The following is an 18,017-nucleotide window of genomic DNA, read 5'->3' as shown; positions in this document are numbered from 1 at the left end:
CAGCATGGCTAAGCCCGAGTACGAGTTCTTCCCCGTCAGCGACGTCGACTTCACGGTCTGCCCCGGCGACGACCCGAAGATCACCGAGCGGATCCTCGCCAAGGACCCGGAGTCCGGCGTGGCCACCCGGATCCTGCGCTACGAGCCCGGCGCCGACTCGACGCCGATGGGCGTGCAGAAGCACGACTTCTGGGAGGAGGTGTACATCCTGGAGGGCTCGTTCACCGACCTGACGCTCGGCGAGACGTTCTCCGCCGGCCAGTACGCCTGCCGCCCGCCGGGGATGCCGCACGGCCCCTGGCGCACCGACGAGGGCGTCGTCACCTTCGAAGTCCGCTACTACGACAAGTAGGTCCGCCATGTCCCTGCCGGCTTTCCAAGCGGCGAACGCGGTCGGCATGCGCACCAGCATGGGCCGCTTCACCACCGGGGTGGCGATCGTGACCAGCGGGGCCGGGGACCAGGCCTGCGGCATGACGATCAGCTCGCTGACGTCGATCTGCCTGGACCCGGCGATCCTGCTGATCTCGCTCACCGAGGGCTCGCGGACCACCGACATGGTCACCGGGACCGGGCGGTTCGCCGTCTCGATCCTCGGGGCCCGCCAGGAGGCCATCGCCCGCCGCTTCGCCACCCGCGGTGGCGCGCGGTTCGAGGGAATGGACTGCGAGCACGGCGAGTTCGGGCTGCCGATGATCAAGGATGCCCTGGTGCAGGCCGAGTGCGACGTGCACAGCGCGCACGACGTCGGCGATCACCGGGTCTGCTACGGGCTCGTGCGGAACCTCCGCTGCCGGGAGGGCGCCGGTCTGGCGTTCTACTCCGGGCGGTTCGGCGACTTCCACGACTTCGGTCACGAGGAGATGCCCTGGATGTTCTGATCCCGGCTCCTCCGGTAGTCCGATCGGGCTACTGCGCGTGAGAACTACCCGGTCGAGTGACAGGACCGGGCTGCGCTGGGCCAACGCCGTTCGCCGCCGCCGGGCGGGCCTCGGCGGCGACGGGCCGGCCGGGCCGGGATCCGGCGCGGTGCGCCGGGCGCCGCTCGATCAATTTGAGCAGCTCAGCGCTTTGCGCCGGGGAGCGCGGGCGGCCGCGCACGGCCGGAGAACGCCCCGCACGAGCGACGGGGCGTTCTCCGGTCGGCATCACGCACGACCGCACGCCTGGCGCGCCGCGCGCGCCGCGCGGGCATACCTTTGCCCGGAGTGATCGCGGGCCTCCCCCCAATGCAGCCGCGGTGCCGCGATCGCCCGCCGGTGGCCTGCTTCTTCGGCCTCCCCAAAATCCCTCCGGAGGAGCAGGCCACCACACCACCTTCCCCCGGGCCACCCGGCGATGGTTGCCCGGACAAGTTGAGTCCGCAACCGTTCGCCGCCCGGGGTCACCCCACCGCTGGGGCTCAGGGCTCCAGGCTCAGGAAGTTCCAGCGGGCTCCCGGGGCCAGGCCGCTGAGCGACCTGCCGCAGTTCTGCAGGACGACGGCGCCGGAGGTGACGTGCTGGGTGCCGGTGCCGAGGTCCCGGTGGAACCGCTGGATCGGGCCGCGCCGCAGCGCCGCGGTGCCCGCCCATTTGTGGACCGCCTGCCCGACCGCGTGGGCGGACCAGGTCGCGTTGTTCAGCGCCAGCCGGGCCAGGGTTTCCTGTTCGGTGCTGGGCATCCCGCCGCTCGCCAGGGTCTGCTCGACGTCGGCCCAGACCTGCCTCGCCCACGCCTGGGCGGAACGCAGCTTGCTCTCCGCGGTCGCGTACTCCGCGTGGAACTGCTGGGTGTCGACCGCGGCGTTCGGGGCGCCGGTCTTCTCGGCGGCCAGGGCCTTGAGCTCGTCGAGCAGCCGGCGGCCGACGCCGATCGCCCAGCCGGTGTGCGAGACCCCGGACAGGGTGGCCAGGCCGATGCGGTAGACCGCGCCGCCGTGGTGGGCCCGCGTGGTGGCGGGGTCGAAGGCGTGCGTCTCGGGCACGAACACGTCCTCGCAGGTGTAGTCGATGCTCCCGGTGGCGCGCAGGCCGAGCACGTCCCAGTTGTCGATCAGCGTCGCCTGTTCCTTCGGGAAGGTGCAGATCAGCGCCTGCTCGGTTTCCGCGCACCAGGCCCCGGCGTGGATGTGGCTGGCGAGCGCGATGCCGGAGGCGAACTGCCAGCGGCCGCTGACGCGGAAGCCGCCGTCGACCCGCTTCGCGGTGCCGAGCCGGGTGCCCTGCCCTGCTATCAACGCGAACCGGCCGCCCGCGACGTCGGGGAACAGCTCCGCCGCGGCGTCGGGGGCGACGTAGGCCGCGGTCGTGCCGGTCACCAGTTGCAGCGCCATGCACGTCCAGGCCACCGAAGCGTCCAGATAGGACAGTTGGCTGACCGTTTCCAGTTGCTGGGTGGGTGAGAACTCGTAGCCACCGAGTTCTCGCGGGATGCCGGTCTTCAGCGCGCCGGAGTCGTGCAGGGCCTGCACGACCTCGTCGGCGAGGCGGCCGGATTCGTCGCTGCGGTCGGCGTGGTCGGCCAGCAGTGGGCCGAGCGCGGCCAGCCGTTGGCGGAGCGGGGTGAACTCGTCGCTGATGTAGAGCTCGGAGGTTTCGGTGGTCATCCTCGTGACTCCTTGCCGAGTGGCCTGCCATGATCAAGTTCCGGTCGGCAGCCTATGTCGCCGGCCCGGCCCGCGGTCCCGGCTCCGGCCGCCGTCGTCAATTTGTGACCGCAGCCTGCGACAAGCTGGTGAATTTCCAACATTTCCCCGAATGGGTGAGGAAAAACTTGGCACCGGGCGATATGGTTTGGACAGGTGCGCACGAAGATGTCGATCGGCAGACTTCCCCGATCCGATTCGGGGACCAAAAAAATGGGGGCGAGGGATCGGGGATTCGCCATGCGCGGGTCCCCGGTCGCTCGATGGCCACGGAGTGGTCTGAAATGGATCTGCTTACGAGGTGCAGCGACCTCCCGTACGAGCAGTTGTGCGAGGAGATCCGGATTGCCGGGCGGGCGCGCAAGGAGGCATTGGGCCGGGGCGCGATCGCCGACGTAGAGGCGGCGGAGTCGGTGCTGGACTGGTTCCTGGACGAACTGGCCGACCGGCTCAGACGGGGGGTGCGCCGCGACGAACTGCCGCGGCCCGAGCCGGTTCCGCAGTGACGGTCAGCCGTGGCCGGAGTTCGGGACCGCGTCGATGAGCAGTTCGCCGGGGTCCCGGCGCGGCGTCGCCGGTGCCGGCTCGCCGTAGCCGATCAGCAGCCATGCCTGCGGATGGGGCGCGTCGCCGAGCAGCCGGCCCAGGGCATTGCGGATGTCCTGGCCTTCCGCGAGCGGCAGCGGTGTGGCGGCCAACCCGCGCGCGGTGGCGGTCAGCCACACCCGCTGCCAGGCCTGCCCGGCCTCGAGTTCGCTCTTCGCATCGCTGCCCGGCGTGCACAGCACGGCCAGCAGTGGCGCGGGTTCGGCGTCGGTCTGCAGCCGGCGCAGCAAGCCCGCCAGCTCGTCGTGCTCGGCGGGCCGGACGAGGTGCAGCCAGGCGCCTTCGGCGCGTGCCGCGACCCGCAGGACGTGCTGGACCGAAGCCGCGACGGCGGTCGGCTGGAGCGGGCGCCGCTGCGTGCGGCGTTCCGGAATCGCTTCGTACAGCGCGATTTGCTCGGCGTCGGGGCGCTGGTGGCCGCCGCTGCGGACCTCCGCCAGCACGCTCGGGGACGACAGCCGCGGCAGCAGCGTCACGACCGGCCGGACACCGGCGTGCGCCAGCGAGAGCCGGAGGTTCAGCAGCGCCGCGCCGCAGGCCAGCCGCAGGTCGTGGTCGTCGGGATCGCCGGCAGGCGGCAGGTGGGAGGGAGCGGCGTGCAGTTCGATGACGTGTGGCAGCACCCGGAACCGCCACGGCTGGCTGTTGCGCGGCGAGGGGGCGAGGCCGGCCAGCTGGACGACCTGCGCGACCTGATCCGGTACGAGATCGAAAACAGCGGGAAACCGTCGCATGTCGACTCCTCGACGGCAACGCTGCCAGGACCGCCCGGAGGCGGGCAGAGTCGAACGACCCGCGCGGGATCACGGGAATGCCGCGCGGGATCCGCGGTTCAGCCGGTGTTGCGGGAGTTCAGGCGGGAGCCGGGGGCGGCGAGTTGGCTGCGGGCGGTCACCAGGGCGGTGCGGGCGTCGTCACGAGATCCCTGGGCCAGGCGATCGGCGGCGGTGCGGACCGCGTTCGCGGCGTCGGCGGGGATCTCGATGTGCGGGTGCTGGTCGAGGAGACCGACCGCGCGGGCCAGCTCGCGGTGGGCTCGGTCGGCGGGATTGTGCTGCGCGGTGAGCAGGTCGATCAGTGCTGTGTCCACCGCGTCGCGCAGGGCTGCCTCGGTCGAGGAGTGCGGTACTGCAGTCACGGGGCGGAAGTCTAAGCGCTGCAATGGATGTTCAGCACCCTTCAACATCACCCACATGGGTGTTCCTTGGTCACATGAGTCGCGCCATGAACAGGAGTGTTCCGGATCTTGCCGGGCCGGGGTGTGGTCAGCGGCGCGCGAAAGCGGCAGCATCACCGCGACCCGGAGTGCACCCGACCGGCGGGACTTTCGCCCCTTGAACCCTCCGGAAGCGGTGGTACTCACGGAAATGTGGCCGCATCGAATCGCGCGGGAGAGTCTGCCATGGACGGTGTCGTGAACAATTCTCTTGATGTGTGGCTGACCGGAGCGAGCGGGCGTCGACTGGTCCAGGTCGCCGACCGGCCGTGGGTGCGCGACGAGGTGCAAGGATTGCGGGACGCCCGGTCCCGCAGAACCGCGGTGAACCTGGCGCTGTTGCGCGCCCCGCTCAACGGCGTCGACCTGGACAGCGCCGACCACGCGATGCTGACCTGGCTCGCCGATCGCGACGCCGACATCGTGGCCGGAGTGCACAGCCTGCTGGATCGCGCCCGGGCGGCCCCGCCGGCCCCCTAAGAGTCCTTTCGGGATGTGGCGTCAGCCGCATGCGGTGTGGGACTCAGCTGGCACCGCCGCGGGTTCTCAGACGTCTTCTCGCGAGGACAGCCCCGATGCCGCGTATTGGTCATACGTAAGTCGGGGATCCCACAGCGAGAAGGCGTCTGAGGTTCCGCCACCTGCACCGCCACGCAAACCGATTCTGCAACCATTCCTAAGCCTGTCGCGAGTGACCGTTCGCGAGCTAGGACACCGTCGACGCTTCGCTCTCGGCGCGTTCCTCCAAGCGCTGCATGGCGGTCGCGCGGGCTGAGTGCACGTGGTGCAGGGCGGCTTGGCGGGCCGCTTCGGAATCGCCCGCGAGCAGCGCGTCGAGGATCCGCTGGTGGTCTTCGCGGGCCGCCTCGACCCTGCCGGGCACCATCAGCGTGGTCTGCATGCCCTGGTGCAGGATCTGCTGCAGGACGCCGAGGGTCTGCTGCAGGAACTTGTTGCCGGCCGCTTCCACGATGGCCAGGTGGAACGCCTCGTCGAGCTGCTGCAGGCGCTCGAAGTCGCGCGGCACCTGCTCGGTGGCCTCGGCCATGCTCTCCAGGACGCTCGAAACCCGTTGCAGCGCCTCGGCATCCTGCCGCTCGGCGGCCCAGCCCGCGGCGGGGACTTCGAGCACCTCGCGCATCGCGAACAGCTCGCTGATCGAATGCCGTTGCGTGGCCAGGGCCTCGCGGAGTTCCCGGGCGGTCTCGGGCTCGGCGATGAAGACGCCGCGGCCGTGCACGACCCGCAGCACGCCCCTGGCCTTCAGCGCGCCGATCGCCTCGCGCACCGTCGGCCGGCTCACCCCGAGCAGCTCGGCGAACTCGCGCTCCGGCGGAAGCCGGTCGCCCGGGCTGTACCGGCCCGATTCGATCGCCTGCGTGATCTGCTGCTCGACCTGGTTGGCGACCGACCCCGGCGACAGCCGCTCCCACATGCCCCATCCACCTCCGCGAGACCATTGCTGGCCACGAGTCTACGTTCGGCGTGTCATCCCCCCGGTGGGCCTGCTCAGGATTCGGCGGTGACGCGGTCGAGCCAGTTCCACATCAGCGCGTTGAACAGCTCGGGCTGGTCGATCTGGAGGTTGTGCCCCGGCCACGTCGACCGCGGCGAACGTCGCGCGCGGGTAGGGCGGGAGCAGCGCGAACTGATCGAGGTAGCCGAGGCGTCACTCGACGGAGTTGAGTAGCCCTACTCAGGAGCGATGCGTGCCCGGCGTTATACGGTCGCCCGGGTTTAGGGAAGGACCAACTACATGAGCGCGCACTTGGCCGGGGTTGCCGTGCACCTGCCGGAGCGGGAGGTCGGCACCGCGGAGGTGGAGCGGCGGATCGCGGCGGAGAGCGCGGCGTTCGTGCCACCGGCCGGGATCATCCGGCGGCTGACCGGCATCGAGTCGCGGCACGTGCTCGGCGACGAGGAGCAGGCCTCCGACCTGGCCGCGACCGCGGCGCGCAAGCTGCTCGCCGAGACCGGCACCTCGGCCGACGACGTCGACCTGCTGCTGTTCGCCTCGGCCAGCCAGGACATGGTCGAGCCCGCCACCGCGCACATCGTGGCCGCCAAGCTGGGCCTGCGCTGCCCGGTGATGGACGTCAAGAACGCCTGCAACAGCGTGCTCAACGGCCTCGAGGTCGCCGATGCGCTGATCGGCGCGGGCCGCTACCGGCGGGTGCTGCTGGTCAGCGGCGAGTCGCCGTCCCGGGCGATCCGGTGGAACGTGCCCGACATCGGGACGTTCCTGCGCTCCTTCCCCGGCTACACGCTCTCCGACGCGGGCGCCGCGATGCTGCTGACGGACGGGCCCGCCGGGGTGCTCGGCAGCGGGTTCAGCGCCGATTCGTCGCAGTGGGACGTCGGCACGCTGCCGTGCGGGGGATCGGCGCATCCGCGCGATCCCGAGTACAGCTACTTCGCGATGGACGGCGGGCGGCTGAAGTCGGCGTTCCTGAGGCTGGGCACCGGCGTGCTGGACGAGACGCTGGCGCGGCTCGGGCTCGGCTGGCAGGACTTCGCCGTCGTGTGCGTGCACCAGGTTTCCCTGCCGTACCTGGACGTCTTCGCCGAGCGGGCCGGGGTGCCCGCCGACAAGCTGGTGGTGACGATCCGCGAGCACGGCAACGTCGCCTCCGCCAGCCTGCCGCTGCAGCTGACCGTCGCGCAGCAGCTCGGCCGCTGCGGACCGGGGGATCTGGTGGCGCTGGTGGGCATGGCCGGCGGGGTCAGCCTGGGAATCGTGGTGATCCGGCTGTGAGCGGGCTGTGGGTGGTGGTGCCCGCCTACAACGAGGCGACCGGCATCACCGCGACGCTGGAAGCGCTTGACGCGCAACGGGATTCGGACTTCGATCTGGTCGTGGTGGACAACGGGTCGACGGACGCGACGGCGGGCGTCGTCGCGGACTTCGGCCGGACGCGCCCGTGGGTCCACCTGGTGCACGAGACGGAGAAGGGCACCGGGGCGGCCGCGGACACCGGCATGCGCTTCGCGATGGAGCGGGGCGCGGTCCGGCTGGCCCGCACCGACGCCGACTGCCTGCCCGCTCCGGACTGGACCCGGCGGATCAACGCGGCGTTCGCGTCGGGGTTGCGCATGGTGGCCGGGCAACTGCTGCCGCGCACCGACGAGGGCGTGCCCGCCTGGCAGCGGTCGCTGCTGGTCGGCGCCGTCGAGGTGGCCGGCGCGTTCGGCAAGATCCGGCCCGGCAACCGCGATCCGCGCTACCGGGGCCCGTACGTGATGGCGCCGGGCTGCAACATGGCCATCACCGGCGAGCTCTACTCGCAGGCCGGCGGATTCCCGCGCACCAAGATCGAAGACGTGCACGAGGACCGCGCCCTGGTCAACGCCGTGCGGCTGCTCACGGCCGACTACGGCCTGCGGCGCGACGTCGTGGTGCGCGGCTCGGTGCGGCGGGTGCGTGCCTGGGGACTGCTGAAAACCCTCGCCTGGTACGCGGATCACCGCTACCGGCCGGAGCTGGTGGACATCAGGTGACCGCCGCGAGGTGGGAGCGGCGGGTGCAGCTCGGCGCGCACCCGCTGGCGTACCCGCTGGTGCGCGGCATCGGGCGGATCGGGCCGGTGGTGCGGGTGCCGCGCGTCGGCGTGGTGGTCAGCGAAGCCGCGCCGGCCCGCCAGGTGCTCACCGACACCGAGGGCTTCACCAAGACCGGGCCGGGTTCCCCGGCGGACCTGTGGACGCCGGTGGTGGGCCCCTCGGTGCTGCTGAACATGGAAGGCGACGACCACGCCCGGCTGCGCCGGAAGCTGTCCGGGCTGTTCACGCCGCGCTTCGTCGACCAGCTGTGCGCGCGCGTGGCGGCGGAGCCGATGGCGGCGCTGCGCGCGGAGCTGGCCGCGGGACGCGCCGTGGACCTGGTGCCCGTGGTGCGCGACCTGGCCGGCGCGGTGATCTGCGAGCTCGTCGGCCTGCGGGCCGACCGGTCGGACTTCGCCCGGGCCTTCGCCGCGGCGAAGGCGGTGACGTCGATGGTGCGGCTGGGGCGTTCGCGGCTCACCCCGGCGCAGGTGGCGCGCGGGCGGAAGGCCTTGTCGGAGCTGACCGGACCCGCCGCCGAGACGTACGCGCACGGCGACCCGGAGTCGGTTCCGGGACGGATGCGCGAGCTCGGCCTGTCCGAGCAGGAGGCGCTGGGCGCGGTGGCGGCCTTCGTGCTCACCGGCACCGAAACGCTCGTTTCCTACGTGCCGCGTCTGATCGCCCTGGCGCACGACACCGGCTGGCTGCCCCGCCTGGTCGCCGAGCCCGAGCGCACCGACGACGTGGTGTCGGAGGCCCTGCGGTTCACCGTGCCGTCGCCGGTGATGCTGCGCAGCGTCGCCGCCGAGCGCACGATCAGCGACGTGCGGGTGCGGCCGGGGGAGCGGGTGGTGATCGCGACGATCTCCGCCGCCAAGGGCCTCGGCGGCTTCGATCCCGATCGCCCGCACCCGCCGGAGGTGCAGCGGCTGTGGTTCGGGGCGGGCCCGCACTTCTGCCTCGGAATGCCGTTGGCCGGCGCGGAGATCCGGACGGTGCTGGACGCCGTGCTCGCCGCGGGTGGCGCGGCCGTCGTGGACCGGAAGGTCGCCCGCCGAGTGCTGATCCCCGCCTACCGGAGCCTGGTGGTGCGCCGTGGCTGACCTGCTCGCGCAAGTCCTCGACGCCGGCCGGCGGTACGGCGACGCACCGGCGCTGACCGGGCCGTCGGGCCGCACGCTGACGTACGCGGACCTGTCCCGGCGGGTCACGGCGACCGCGGATCGACTGCACGACAAGGGTTTTCGTCCCGGCGACCGGATGTTGTTCTCGGTCCGCCCCGGGCCGGAGGCCGTCGTGCTGGCGCTGGGGACCGTGGCGACGGGCGGCACCGTGGTGTTCATCGACCCGGGCTCCGGTCCGGAACTGTTCGCCAGCAGGCTCGACCTTGCCCGGCCCGCGTGGGCTGCGGCGGAATCGCTGCTGTACGCGGCGAGCGCGCCCGGCCCCGGCCGGGCGCTGGCCCGGCGTCGCGGCGTGCTGCTGCCGGACTACTCGTCGCTGCCGGTCCGGCACGTGCGGTCCGGGCCGTGGCTGCCCGGCGTCCCGCTGCGCGCCGTGTCGGCGAAAGCGCTGGCCAAACCGACTGAACCGTGGGCGGGCTGGTCTCCCGCGCCGGATCAGGACGCCGTCGTGGTGTTCACCGCCGGAACCACGAGCGAACCGAAAGCCGTTGTGCACACCCGGGGTTCGCTCGGTGCTGCCCTGGAGGTGCTGGCCACGCGCTGCGAGCTCGCACCCGGCGCGCGGGTGCACACCGACCAGTTCCTGCTCGGGTTGCCGAGCCTCGTGGCCGGTGCACATTGGACGATGCCGCGCTTCGGATTCTCGCCCACCGCGGACCTTTCCTCGGTGGCGAGCGGGCTTTCGGAAGCCACGCACACCTTCTTCGTCCCGGCGGATCTGGCCGCGCTGCTCGACGCCGCCGAACGCGGGGACGTGGCGTTGCCGGGCTCGCTGCGCCAGGTGTGGCTCGGTGCCGCCCCGGTGCTGCCGCCGCTGCTGCGCCGGGCCCAGGCCGCGCTTCCCGGCACCGAGTTCCTGGCGATCTACGGGATGACCGAGATCCTGCCCATCGCGGTGGCCGCTGCAGAGGAGAAGCTCGCGCACGACGGCGACCTGCTCGGCAAGCCGCTGCCCGGGGTCCGCGCGCGCGTCGCCGACGACGGCGAGCTGCTCGTCTCCGGGCCGAACATGTGCCGCGGATACCTCGGGCAGCCGCCGCTGACCGAGCACGCGACGGGCGACCTGGCGCGCATCGAGAACGGTTCGATCGTGCTGGTGGGCCGGAAGAAGGACATGATCCTGCGCGGCAAGACCAACGTGTACCCCGGGCTCTACGAGCCGTCGATCGCCGCGCTGCCGGGCGTCGAGGGCGCGGCGATGATCGGGGTGCCGGACGAGATCGGCGACGAGCGGATCGTGCTCGTCGTGGCCGGAACGCGGCCGGGACTGGCGGAGTCGGTGCGGGCGGAGCTGCCGCGGCTCATCGATGCGGCGGCGCTGCCGGACGAGGTCGTGGTGGTGCCGGAGCTCCCGGTGTCCGGGCGGACCCGGAAGCTGGACCGGGACGCGCTGCGGGAGATGGTGGCCGGATGAGGATCGCGGTGACCGGCGCGACCGGATTCGTCGGCGCCGCCGTGTGCCGCGCCGCAGTTGCCGAAGGCTGGGAGGTGCACGCCTTCGGCAGGCGGCCGGGCGTGCGCCACTGGGACATCGCGAGCGGCCCGCTCGCGGACCCGCCCGAGGTCGACGCGGTCGTGCACGCGGCAGCGGCGGTCGCCGACGAGACGGCGTCGGCGGAGATGTGGCGGACCAATGTGGACGGTACGCGGCACGTGGCGGACACCTTCCCCGGCGCGCGCCTGGTGCACATCTCGACCGCGAGCGTCTACGACCCGTTCACCGCGACGGCCGATGCCGACGAGACGGCGGCGCCGGTCGCGCGGTACCTCAACGCCTACGGCGAATCCAAGGCCGCGGCCGAACGCCTGCTCACCTACCGGCCCAACACCGTCGTGCTGCGCCCCCACGCCGTGTACGGGCCTGGCGACACGACGCTGCTGCCGCGGCTGCTCGACGCGATCCGGGGACGAAACCTGGTGATCGTCGGCGACGGCCGCACCCTGCATTCGCTGACGTCGATCGACAACCTAACCAACGCGGTTCTGCTGTCCTGCAACGGAAAACCCGGTACCTACAACATCGCCGACGCCGAGCCGGTGGCACTGGAGGACGCGCTGCGGGAGATGTTCCGCGAGCGCGGCCTCCGGGTGCGCATCCGTCACCTCCCGGTGCGCCTGGCCTGGAACCTCGCGGCCATCGCCGAGAACACCTGGCGACCACCGCGGCTGGCCCAGCTGAGCCGCTACGCGGTGAGCCACCTCGGGTTCGAGCGCACCCTGGACATCACCGCGGCGCGCCGCGACCTCGGCTACCGGCCGGAGCCGACGTCGTTCACCGGGGCGGCGCGGTGGTGATGCCGAGCTCGGCGTAGGACGGGATCAGCACGCCGCGAGCGGGCCGCCGGGATACCACCCGGATCGGCCCGGCGTCCAGGACCGCCTGCAGCAGGTGGGAAATCTCCGCGCGGGCCAGCGCGGCGCCGAGGCAGAGATGCCGCCCGGCGCCGAACCAGAGCTGCCGGGTCTCGGGCACGTAGGGCCGGTCGATGTCGAAGCGCCCGACCCGGTTGTTGGCGACGTAGGTCAGCAGCATCACGCGCTCACCGGCCCGCATCGCGGCCCCGCCCACGGTCACGTCGGTGCTGACGTTGCGCCCGATCAGCGGCGCGGGCGTGGTCACCCGCAGGCCCTCCCGCACGGCGTCGGGCAGCAGCTCGGGCGACTCGCGCAGCCGGTGCTGCTGGCCGGTGTCGTGCAGCAGCGCGACGGTGCGGGCCATCGCGGTGGCGGCCGTTTCGGTGCCGGCGACCATGAGCAGCGCGGCGATCCCCGAGGTTTCCTCCAGCGACAGGCCCAGCTCCCGGCAGCGGCCCAGCAGCGTCTCGGCGGGAGCCTCGGCGAACGCCGCGGGCACGTTGCGGGTGAGGTCGGCGATGATCGGCTTGGCCTGCGCGACGACTTCGGGCGGCAGCTCGGTCGACGCGGCGCTGCCCAGGGCCAGCTTCGCCAGCCGCTCCCCGGTGCCGAACACGGCGCGGTAGTGCTCGTCCTCCGGAGGCGGGTCGAGCCCGAGCAGATCGGCCATCATCCGCCCGACCAGCACCCGGGACAGGTCGGCGAGATCGACGACTTCACCGGCCCGCAACCGCTCCACGGCGGGCTGCAACGCCGGATCGAAGACCCGCCGCACCAGCGGACGGGCGGTGGCGTCGGTGAACAGGTCGCGAGCCCGCGAGCGAAGATCGGCGTGCCCGGGGCCGTCGAAGATGCGGTAGACGTAGTCGCCGAGGACCTGGGCCCAGAGATGCCCGACGCCGCCCTCGCCGAGCAACGTGAAGTGCGCACCGTCGTTGAGGATCCGGCGAGCGACGACGGGGTCGTTGACCACCCAACCGAGCCGGGGCACCCGCCGGATCGGCCCGCCCAGAGAGGAGAGCCGGAGCAGCAGGTAGAGAGCAGGGCGGCTGGCCCAGAGCAGCCGAGCCTCATGCCGCTGAGCGGGATCCCGATGGCCGAGCAAATCGATCACACGCCCGACTATCGCAGAGTCGTGAGCACTTTGGTCCGCCAAAGCGGCCCAAACCACTCACGACCCCGGATCGGGATCCCGGTGCCTCGCTGGACTGCCGTTCCGGACCACCCTCGTGATCATGTGTGGAACACTCCGGCAGCGTGGACAACCCGATTTGGATGCTGCTCATCCTCGCCAGGGACGGACTCGCGCTCGCAGTCGTGATCGGTGTTTGCGTGCTGATCCCGAAGAAGCTCCAACGCCGCCGAGATCGGGACCGCTGACTGCCGGGGCGCACTCCACCGGGGGCAACGCCCGTGGTTCGGTATCGGTCAGTGCGCCGGGATTGCTGCCGGGGCCACGCCTTCCGGGCTCCAGCGCTGGATCATCGTTGTTTCCTCCTCGGGGCGGTGGAGCCTCGGACGATGAGTTCCGGGGCCAGTTCCGTGATGATCTCGTGGCGGGCCGGGGCTCCTTCGAGCTGGCGGAGGATCGCCGCCACCGAGCGGCGGCCCAGTTCGCGCAGCGGGAGCCGGACCACCGTCAGCGGCGGCGACAGGTGCCGGGCGAAGAACACGTCGTGCACGGCCACAATGGACAGATCTTCCGGGATTCGCAGGCCCGCTTCGCGCGCCGCCGTCATGGCGCCCACAGCCGCCAGCACGTTGCTCACCACGACGCCCGTCGGCGCGGTTCCGCCGGCCAGCAGGCGGGGCAGCGCCGCCGCGCCCTCCTCGGGCGTGTGGCCGCCTCGCAGCTGCGGGCCGTCCGGTAGTCCGGCTTCGTGCAGCGCTCGCCGCCAGCCTCGCGTGCGCGCTTCGGAGCGGGCCTTCGGGTTGCCCAGCTTGAGATGCGCGATCGCGGTGTGCCCGAGCTCGACCAGGTGCCGCGTCGCGAGGTACGTCGCGTCGTCGTCGTCCAGCGCCACGCTGCCGATCTCGCCGCGCGTGCGGTCGTTGACCAGCAGCAGCGGGAGCCGGGTGGCCGCGATCTTGGCGATCGTCTCGTCCGCCGTGCTGCTGCCGCGCTGCAGGAGGAGGCCATCGATGCGGTTGCCCCGCACGATGCGCTCGAAGGTGCGGTCGCTGCGGGCCAGTTCGTCGGCGTCCGCGAGCAGCAGGGCGTAGCCGGAGGCGCTGGCCTCCTCCTGCGCGCCCGCCATGATCTCGCTGTACACCGGGTTGCTGGTGTCGTGCACCGCCATCCCGAGGATGCCCGACTCGGCGCGGCGCAGCGCCCGCGCGACCTCGTTGGGGGTGTACCGCAGCTGCGCCGCCACCTCCAGGACGCGGTTGCGCGTCTCCTCCCTGATCCGCAGCGTTTCGTCGCCGCGCAGCAGGCGTGAGACCACCGCCTGGCTGACGCCGGCGATCCGGGCCACGTCGCTCATCTTGGCCCGGCCGGTGGCCGGTGTCGGCGGATCGGCGGGTTGACAGCTCTCGGACACGGAGGTAAGCATACCGGCATGGTAAAACGATTTACCGATCATTCCGGCGCCCTGAGGAGATCGGGACGATGAGGTCCTCGAACGATCCCGCCGCGCGGTCGAGATCCGTCGGCACCGTCGCGGCGGTGGCCGCGATCGGCGGCTTGTTGTTCGGCTACGACACCGGGGTCATCTCCGGTGGGCTGCTGTTCATCCGCACCGAGTTCGGCCTGTCCGCCCTGATGGAGGGCGTGGTGGTCAGCTCGCTGCTGGTGGGCGCGACCATCGGCGCGCTGGTGTCCGGGCGGCTGGCCGACCGGTTCGGGCGGCGGACCGTCCTGCTGGCCACCGCGGGCATCTTCGCCGCCGGTGCCCTGATCGCCGGACTCGCCCCGGACGCGACCGCCCTGGTGGTCGGCCGCTTCGTGCTCGGCCTGGCCATCGGCCCGGCCTCCGCGGTCGTCCCGCTCTACATCGCCGAGATGGTGCCCGCCGACCGGCGCGGCGCGCTGGTCAACAGCAACCAGCTGATGATCACCGTCGGCATCGTGGTGTCCTACGCCGTCGGATACCTGTTCGCGCCCGTCGAGGGCTGGCGGTGGATGCTCGGGCTGGCCGTCGTGCCCGCCGTGCTGCTGGCCGCCGGGATGGTGGTGCTGCCGGAGACGCCGCGCAACCTCGTCAGCCGCGGGTTTCCCGGGCGGGCCGAGGAGGTGCTGCGGTCCATCCACGGCAAGGCCGGCGTCGCCGCCGAGCTCGCCGAGATCGCCGCCGCCGACGAACGCGACCGGCAGAACCGCTCGGCGCGCGGCGTGCTGCGCGACCCGGCGCTGCGGCCGATGCTGGTGGTGGGCGTCGGGCTGGCGGTGTTCTCGCAGATCGCCGGCGTGAACACGATCATCTACTTCGCGCCGTCGGTGCTGGAGACCTCCGGCTTCGGCGCGTCCGGGTCGATCCTCGCGCAGGTCGGCGTCGGGCTGATCAACGTGCTGATGACCGTGGTCGCGATGCTGCTGATCGACCGGCTCGGGCGGCGGCCGATGGTGATCGGCGCGTTCGCCGGGATGGGCGTGAGCATGGCCGCGCTCGGCCTGGTCTACCTGATGCCGAGCCAGAGCGGCCTGGTCGGCTGGTTCGCGCTGGTCTGCATGGCCGCCTACATCGGCTGCTTCGCCTTCGGCGTCGGCGCGATCCTGTGGGTGCTGATCGCCGAGATCTACCCGCTGAAGGTGCGCGGTGCGGCGGTCGGCATGGCCACGATGGCGCACTGGCTGGCGAACTTCGTGGTGGCGCTGGCCTTCCCGCTGCTCATCGAGGGCGCCGGGGCCACCGCCACGTTCTGGATCTTCGCGGTGGTCTGCGCGGCGGCGACGGTGTTCTGCGCGCGGCTGGTGCCGGAGACGAAGGGGCGTTCGCTGGAGGAGATCTCCGAGGCTCGCGAGGAGGCCGCTCGATGACGGTGTTGCACGGCATGGCGTGGGGCCACCAGCGCGGCGTCGGCTGCCTGCGGGAGGTTTCGGCCGCGTACGAGCGGCGGCATCCCGGGGTGCGGATCAGCTGGGATTCGCGGTCGCTGCGGGAGTTCGAGGACGTGCCGATCGTCGAGCTGGCCGCCCGCTACGACCTGATCGCGATGGACCACCCGTACGTCGGGCAGGCGCACGCCAATGCCGCCTTGATGCCGCTGGAAGAACTGCTTCCGGAGCCGTTCCTGCCGCAGCAGCGGGAGAACAGCACCGGCCCGAGCTTCGCGAGCTACACCTGGGCGGGCAGCCAGTGGGCGGTGGCCATGGACGCTGCGGCCCAGGTTTCGGCCTACCGTCCGGAGATGCTCGACGCGGTGCCGGCGTCCTGGGAGGACGTGACGGCCTGCCTGAACGAGCTGCCCCGGCACCAGGTGGTGCTTCCGGCGAACCCGACGCACCTGCTCTGCAGCCTGCTGACGCTGTGCTCGCAGATCGGGGGGAGCGGCTGGTTGGACCGGGCCGGGCTCGACCCGGAAGTGGCGGTGCCCGCGGCCGAGCGGCTGCTGGGCCTGCTGGCGCTGGTCGACGCGCGGTCGCTGGACCTCGACCCGATCGAGGCGCTGACCGCGATGTCCGCCGGCGACGTGGCCTATTCGCCGATGGTGTTCGGCTACGTGAACTACGCGCGCGACCACGCGGTCCGCTTCGCCGACATCCCGTCGCCGGACGGTGCGCCGGCCGGATCCCTGCTCGGCGGCGTCGGCCTGGCGATCTCGGCGAAGTGCGCGGAACCCGTTGCGGCGGCACGGTTCCTGTCGCACGTCGTCAGCCCGGAGTGCCAGCGCGGCGAGTACGCGGCGGCCGGCGGCCAGCCGGGCAACCGGGCGGCGTGGACCGATCCGGCGGTGGACGCGGCGTCGGGTGGGTTCTACTCCGCGACGCTGCGGACGCTGGACCGGGCCTTCGTGCGGCCCCGGCACATCGCCTACCCCGTGGTGCACCGCCGGGCGTCCGAGGAGATCCACCCACTGGTCCGGCGCGGGACGACGGCCGGGGAGATCGTGCGCCGGTTCAACGAGGTCTGCGCGGCGACATATTCGGAGCTGGAGCCGTGACGACGCTCGCCGAGCTGGTCGCCACCGCGCACCGGACCTTCGCCGTGCGCCCTGCCGTCGGCGCGCTGACCTTCGGCGACCTGGGCGCGCAGGCCCGGGCCGCGGCGACGGCGTTTCGGCGGCTCGGCCTGCGGCCGGGCGACCGGGTGCTGATCGCGCTGGACAACCGTCCGGAGGTGCTGGCGCTGGAACACGCGCTGTGGCTGGGCGGATTCGTGCGCGTCGCGGTGAGCACCCGGTTGCACCCGGCCGAGATCGCCGCGATCGCCGACGACTGCGCTGCCGCCGCGATCGTGACCGAGCTCGACGTGCCGGGGCGCCGGGTGATCGCGCCGGTCGCGGAGCTGTTCGCCGGCCCGGCCGACGACTTCGAGCCGCGCCGCGACCCGGACGAGCTCGCCGCGCTGATGTACACCTCGGGCAGCACGGGACGGCCCAAGGGCGCGCGGGTGACCAGCGGCGCGTGGGTCGCGATGGTGGCGGCGATGTGGCAGGAGCTGCCGCCGATCGGGCCGGACGACGTCGTGCTGCACGTCGCGCCGATGAGCCACTTCGGCGGCTCCGTCGGCTCCGCCTACACCCTGGCGGGCGCGGCGGCGGTGCCGCTGACCAGGTTCGACGCCGTCGAGGCGGTCGAGGTAGTCGAGCGGCACCGGGTGACCGCCGTGACGCTCGTGCCGACCATGCTCGAACGGCTCGCCGAGGTCATCGACCGGCCGACGAGCCTGCGCGCCGTCGTCTACGGCGCGGCCCCGATCTCGGTCCCGGCGATGCGCCGCGCGCAGCAGGCGTTCGGGGCGGTGCTGTACCAGTTCTACGGGCTGAGCGAAGCGCTCGCGCCCCTGACCGTGCTCTCCGCGGCCGACCACGCCACCGGTGACCCGCGGGTGCTCTCCTCCATCGGGCGACCGGTCGACTCGGTGGAGCTGTTCATCGTGGATGGTGAGATCGCCGTTCGCGGGCCGCAGATCATGCCCGGCTACTGGGGCGGCGAGCCGCTGCGGGACGGCTGGTTCCGCACCGGCGACCTCGGCCACCTCGACGCCGCCGGACGCGTCCACCTGGCCGGGCGGCGCAGCGAACTGATCGTGACCGGCGGCTTCAACGTCCACCCGGCGGAGGTCGAGCAGGCCATCGCCGCGCTGGACGGCGTCGCCGAGGTCGCCGTGCTCGGCGTGCCGGACGCGCGCTGGGGCGAGGCCGTTTCCGCCGCCGTCGTCCGCAGGCCCGGCAGCGAAGTGTCCGAAGAGGACGTTCGGCGGGCTTGCGCGCGGCGGATCGCCGGGTACAAGAAACCCCGGCGCGTCGTGTTCCTGCCCGAGCTGCCGCAGACCAGCACCGGCAAGCCCGACCGCAAGCGGCTCCGCGCCGCCTTCAGCTGACC

20 protein-coding genes are annotated in these 18,017 nt (G+C 72.4%); 14 read left to right on the top strand and 6 right to left on the bottom strand.

The features are described 5' to 3' along the window. The first annotated feature begins 4 nt into the window (after positions 1-4). Together AC07EQ_RS10175 and AC07EQ_RS10170 are read left to right on the top strand one after the other, a co-directional pair. Positions 5-352, top strand: coding sequence for a cupin domain-containing protein (locus tag AC07EQ_RS10175; RefSeq protein WP_358571369.1), 348 nt, complete (start codon positions 5-7; stop codon positions 350-352). A 7-nt stretch (positions 353-359) separates the two neighbouring features. Beyond that, positions 360-881: a flavin reductase family protein gene (locus AC07EQ_RS10170; protein ID WP_478387674.1), complete on the top strand. Its 522-nt coding sequence runs from the start codon at positions 360-362 to the stop codon at positions 879-881. A 521-nt stretch (positions 882-1,402) separates the two neighbouring features. On the opposite strand, the gene AC07EQ_RS10165 is transcribed toward AC07EQ_RS10170, so the two are convergent. Further along, on the bottom strand, positions 1,403-2,587 hold the full coding sequence (locus AC07EQ_RS10165; RefSeq protein ID WP_478387673.1) for an acyl-CoA dehydrogenase family protein: 1,185 nt from the start codon (positions 2,585-2,587) through the stop codon (positions 1,403-1,405). Between the two features lie 323 nt (positions 2,588-2,910). On the opposite strand from AC07EQ_RS10165, the gene AC07EQ_RS10160 reads away from it, so the two are divergent. Next, positions 2,911-3,132 (top strand): hypothetical protein, encoded by a 222-nt coding sequence (locus AC07EQ_RS10160; RefSeq protein ID WP_132480804.1) that lies wholly within the window; start codon positions 2,911-2,913, stop codon positions 3,130-3,132. Between the two features lie 3 nt (positions 3,133-3,135). On the opposite strand, the gene AC07EQ_RS10155 is transcribed toward AC07EQ_RS10160, so the two are convergent. Continuing rightward, the gene (locus AC07EQ_RS10155) at positions 3,136-3,966 is read right to left on the bottom strand and encodes an Acg family FMN-binding oxidoreductase (RefSeq protein WP_478387672.1); all 831 of its coding nucleotides are present in this window, start codon (positions 3,964-3,966) and stop codon (positions 3,136-3,138) included. A gap of 98 nt (positions 3,967-4,064) precedes the next feature. Further along, complete coding sequence (locus tag AC07EQ_RS10150; protein ID WP_132480810.1) at positions 4,065-4,370, bottom strand: hypothetical protein; 306 nt, start codon at positions 4,368-4,370, stop codon at positions 4,065-4,067. Between the two features lie 264 nt (positions 4,371-4,634). On the opposite strand from AC07EQ_RS10150, the gene AC07EQ_RS10145 reads away from it, so the two are divergent. Continuing rightward, complete coding sequence (locus tag AC07EQ_RS10145; RefSeq protein ID WP_478387671.1) at positions 4,635-4,928, top strand: hypothetical protein; 294 nt, start codon at positions 4,635-4,637, stop codon at positions 4,926-4,928. A gap of 226 nt (positions 4,929-5,154) precedes the next feature. On the opposite strand, the gene AC07EQ_RS10140 is transcribed toward AC07EQ_RS10145, so the two are convergent. Continuing rightward, positions 5,155-5,883 (bottom strand): FadR/GntR family transcriptional regulator, encoded by a 729-nt coding sequence (locus AC07EQ_RS10140; protein WP_478387670.1) that lies wholly within the window; start codon positions 5,881-5,883, stop codon positions 5,155-5,157. 87 nt (positions 5,884-5,970) lie between these two features. Between AC07EQ_RS10140 and AC07EQ_RS10135 the strand changes: the two genes are divergently transcribed. The 6 genes from AC07EQ_RS10135 to AC07EQ_RS10110 all read left to right on the top strand — a co-directional run bounded on the left by AC07EQ_RS10135 (position 5,971) and on the right by AC07EQ_RS10110 (position 11,470). After that, on the top strand, positions 5,971-6,138 hold the full coding sequence (locus AC07EQ_RS10135) for a hypothetical protein (RefSeq protein WP_478387669.1): 168 nt from the start codon (positions 5,971-5,973) through the stop codon (positions 6,136-6,138). A 66-nt stretch (positions 6,139-6,204) separates the two neighbouring features. Continuing rightward, a complete protein-coding gene (locus AC07EQ_RS10130) occupies positions 6,205-7,203 on the top strand; it encodes a 3-oxoacyl-ACP synthase III family protein (RefSeq protein WP_478387668.1) in 999 nt (332 codons plus the stop codon). Continuing rightward, complete coding sequence (locus tag AC07EQ_RS10125; protein ID WP_478387667.1) at positions 7,200-7,946, top strand: glycosyltransferase family 2 protein; 747 nt, start codon at positions 7,200-7,202, stop codon at positions 7,944-7,946. The genes AC07EQ_RS10130 and AC07EQ_RS10125 overlap by 4 nt, the downstream gene beginning before the upstream one ends. Then, positions 7,943-9,094 carry a cytochrome P450 gene (locus AC07EQ_RS10120; RefSeq protein WP_478387666.1) on the top strand — a complete coding sequence of 384 codons (1,152 nt, stop codon included), beginning with the start codon at positions 7,943-7,945 and terminating at the stop codon, positions 9,092-9,094. The genes AC07EQ_RS10125 and AC07EQ_RS10120 overlap by 4 nt, the downstream gene beginning before the upstream one ends. Then, complete coding sequence (locus tag AC07EQ_RS10115; RefSeq protein WP_478387665.1) at positions 9,087-10,589, top strand: class I adenylate-forming enzyme family protein; 1,503 nt, start codon at positions 9,087-9,089, stop codon at positions 10,587-10,589. Before AC07EQ_RS10120 ends, AC07EQ_RS10115 begins: the two co-directional genes overlap by 8 nt. Then, the gene (locus AC07EQ_RS10110; protein WP_478387664.1) at positions 10,586-11,470 is read left to right on the top strand and encodes an NAD-dependent epimerase/dehydratase family protein; all 885 of its coding nucleotides are present in this window, start codon (positions 10,586-10,588) and stop codon (positions 11,468-11,470) included. Before AC07EQ_RS10115 ends, AC07EQ_RS10110 begins: the two co-directional genes overlap by 4 nt. Here the strand turns inward: AC07EQ_RS10110 and AC07EQ_RS10105 are convergent. Next, entirely contained in the window at positions 11,448-12,644 is a 1,197-nt protein-coding gene (locus tag AC07EQ_RS10105) for a cytochrome P450 (protein WP_478387663.1), read from the bottom strand. The two genes, AC07EQ_RS10110 and AC07EQ_RS10105, sit on opposite strands and share 23 nt — an antisense overlap. A 143-nt stretch (positions 12,645-12,787) precedes the next feature. On the opposite strand from AC07EQ_RS10105, the gene AC07EQ_RS10100 reads away from it, so the two are divergent. Then, positions 12,788-12,910 (top strand): hypothetical protein, encoded by a 123-nt coding sequence (locus AC07EQ_RS10100; protein ID WP_478387662.1) that lies wholly within the window; start codon positions 12,788-12,790, stop codon positions 12,908-12,910. Positions 12,911-13,011: 101 nt separating this feature from the next. Here the strand turns inward: AC07EQ_RS10100 and AC07EQ_RS10095 are convergent, their stop codons facing one another. Beyond that, positions 13,012-14,073, bottom strand: coding sequence for a LacI family DNA-binding transcriptional regulator (locus AC07EQ_RS10095; protein WP_478387661.1), 1,062 nt, complete (start codon positions 14,071-14,073; stop codon positions 13,012-13,014). Between the two features lie 68 nt (positions 14,074-14,141). Here AC07EQ_RS10095 and AC07EQ_RS10090 point away from each other — a divergent pair, with 68 nt between their 5' ends. From AC07EQ_RS10090 to AC07EQ_RS10080, 3 genes are read left to right on the top strand one after another with little or no spacing between them, the layout of a single operon-like run. Next, the gene (locus AC07EQ_RS10090; RefSeq protein ID WP_478387660.1) at positions 14,142-15,509 is read left to right on the top strand and encodes a sugar porter family MFS transporter; all 1,368 of its coding nucleotides are present in this window, start codon (positions 14,142-14,144) and stop codon (positions 15,507-15,509) included. Next, a complete protein-coding gene (locus tag AC07EQ_RS10085) occupies positions 15,506-16,633 on the top strand; it encodes an ABC transporter substrate-binding protein (protein ID WP_478387659.1) in 1,128 nt (375 codons plus the stop codon). The genes AC07EQ_RS10090 and AC07EQ_RS10085 overlap by 4 nt, the downstream gene beginning before the upstream one ends. After that, positions 16,630-18,015, top strand: coding sequence for a class I adenylate-forming enzyme family protein (locus AC07EQ_RS10080; RefSeq protein WP_478387658.1), 1,386 nt, complete (start codon positions 16,630-16,632; stop codon positions 18,013-18,015). The genes AC07EQ_RS10085 and AC07EQ_RS10080 overlap by 4 nt, the downstream gene beginning before the upstream one ends. Positions 18,016-18,017: the final 2 nt, after the last annotated feature.

It is taken from the genome of Saccharopolyspora sp. NPDC045839, from assembly GCF_056431645.1.
Note: the sequence above shows the minus strand (reverse complement) of the source record. Positions and strands in the feature narration are given on the sequence as shown.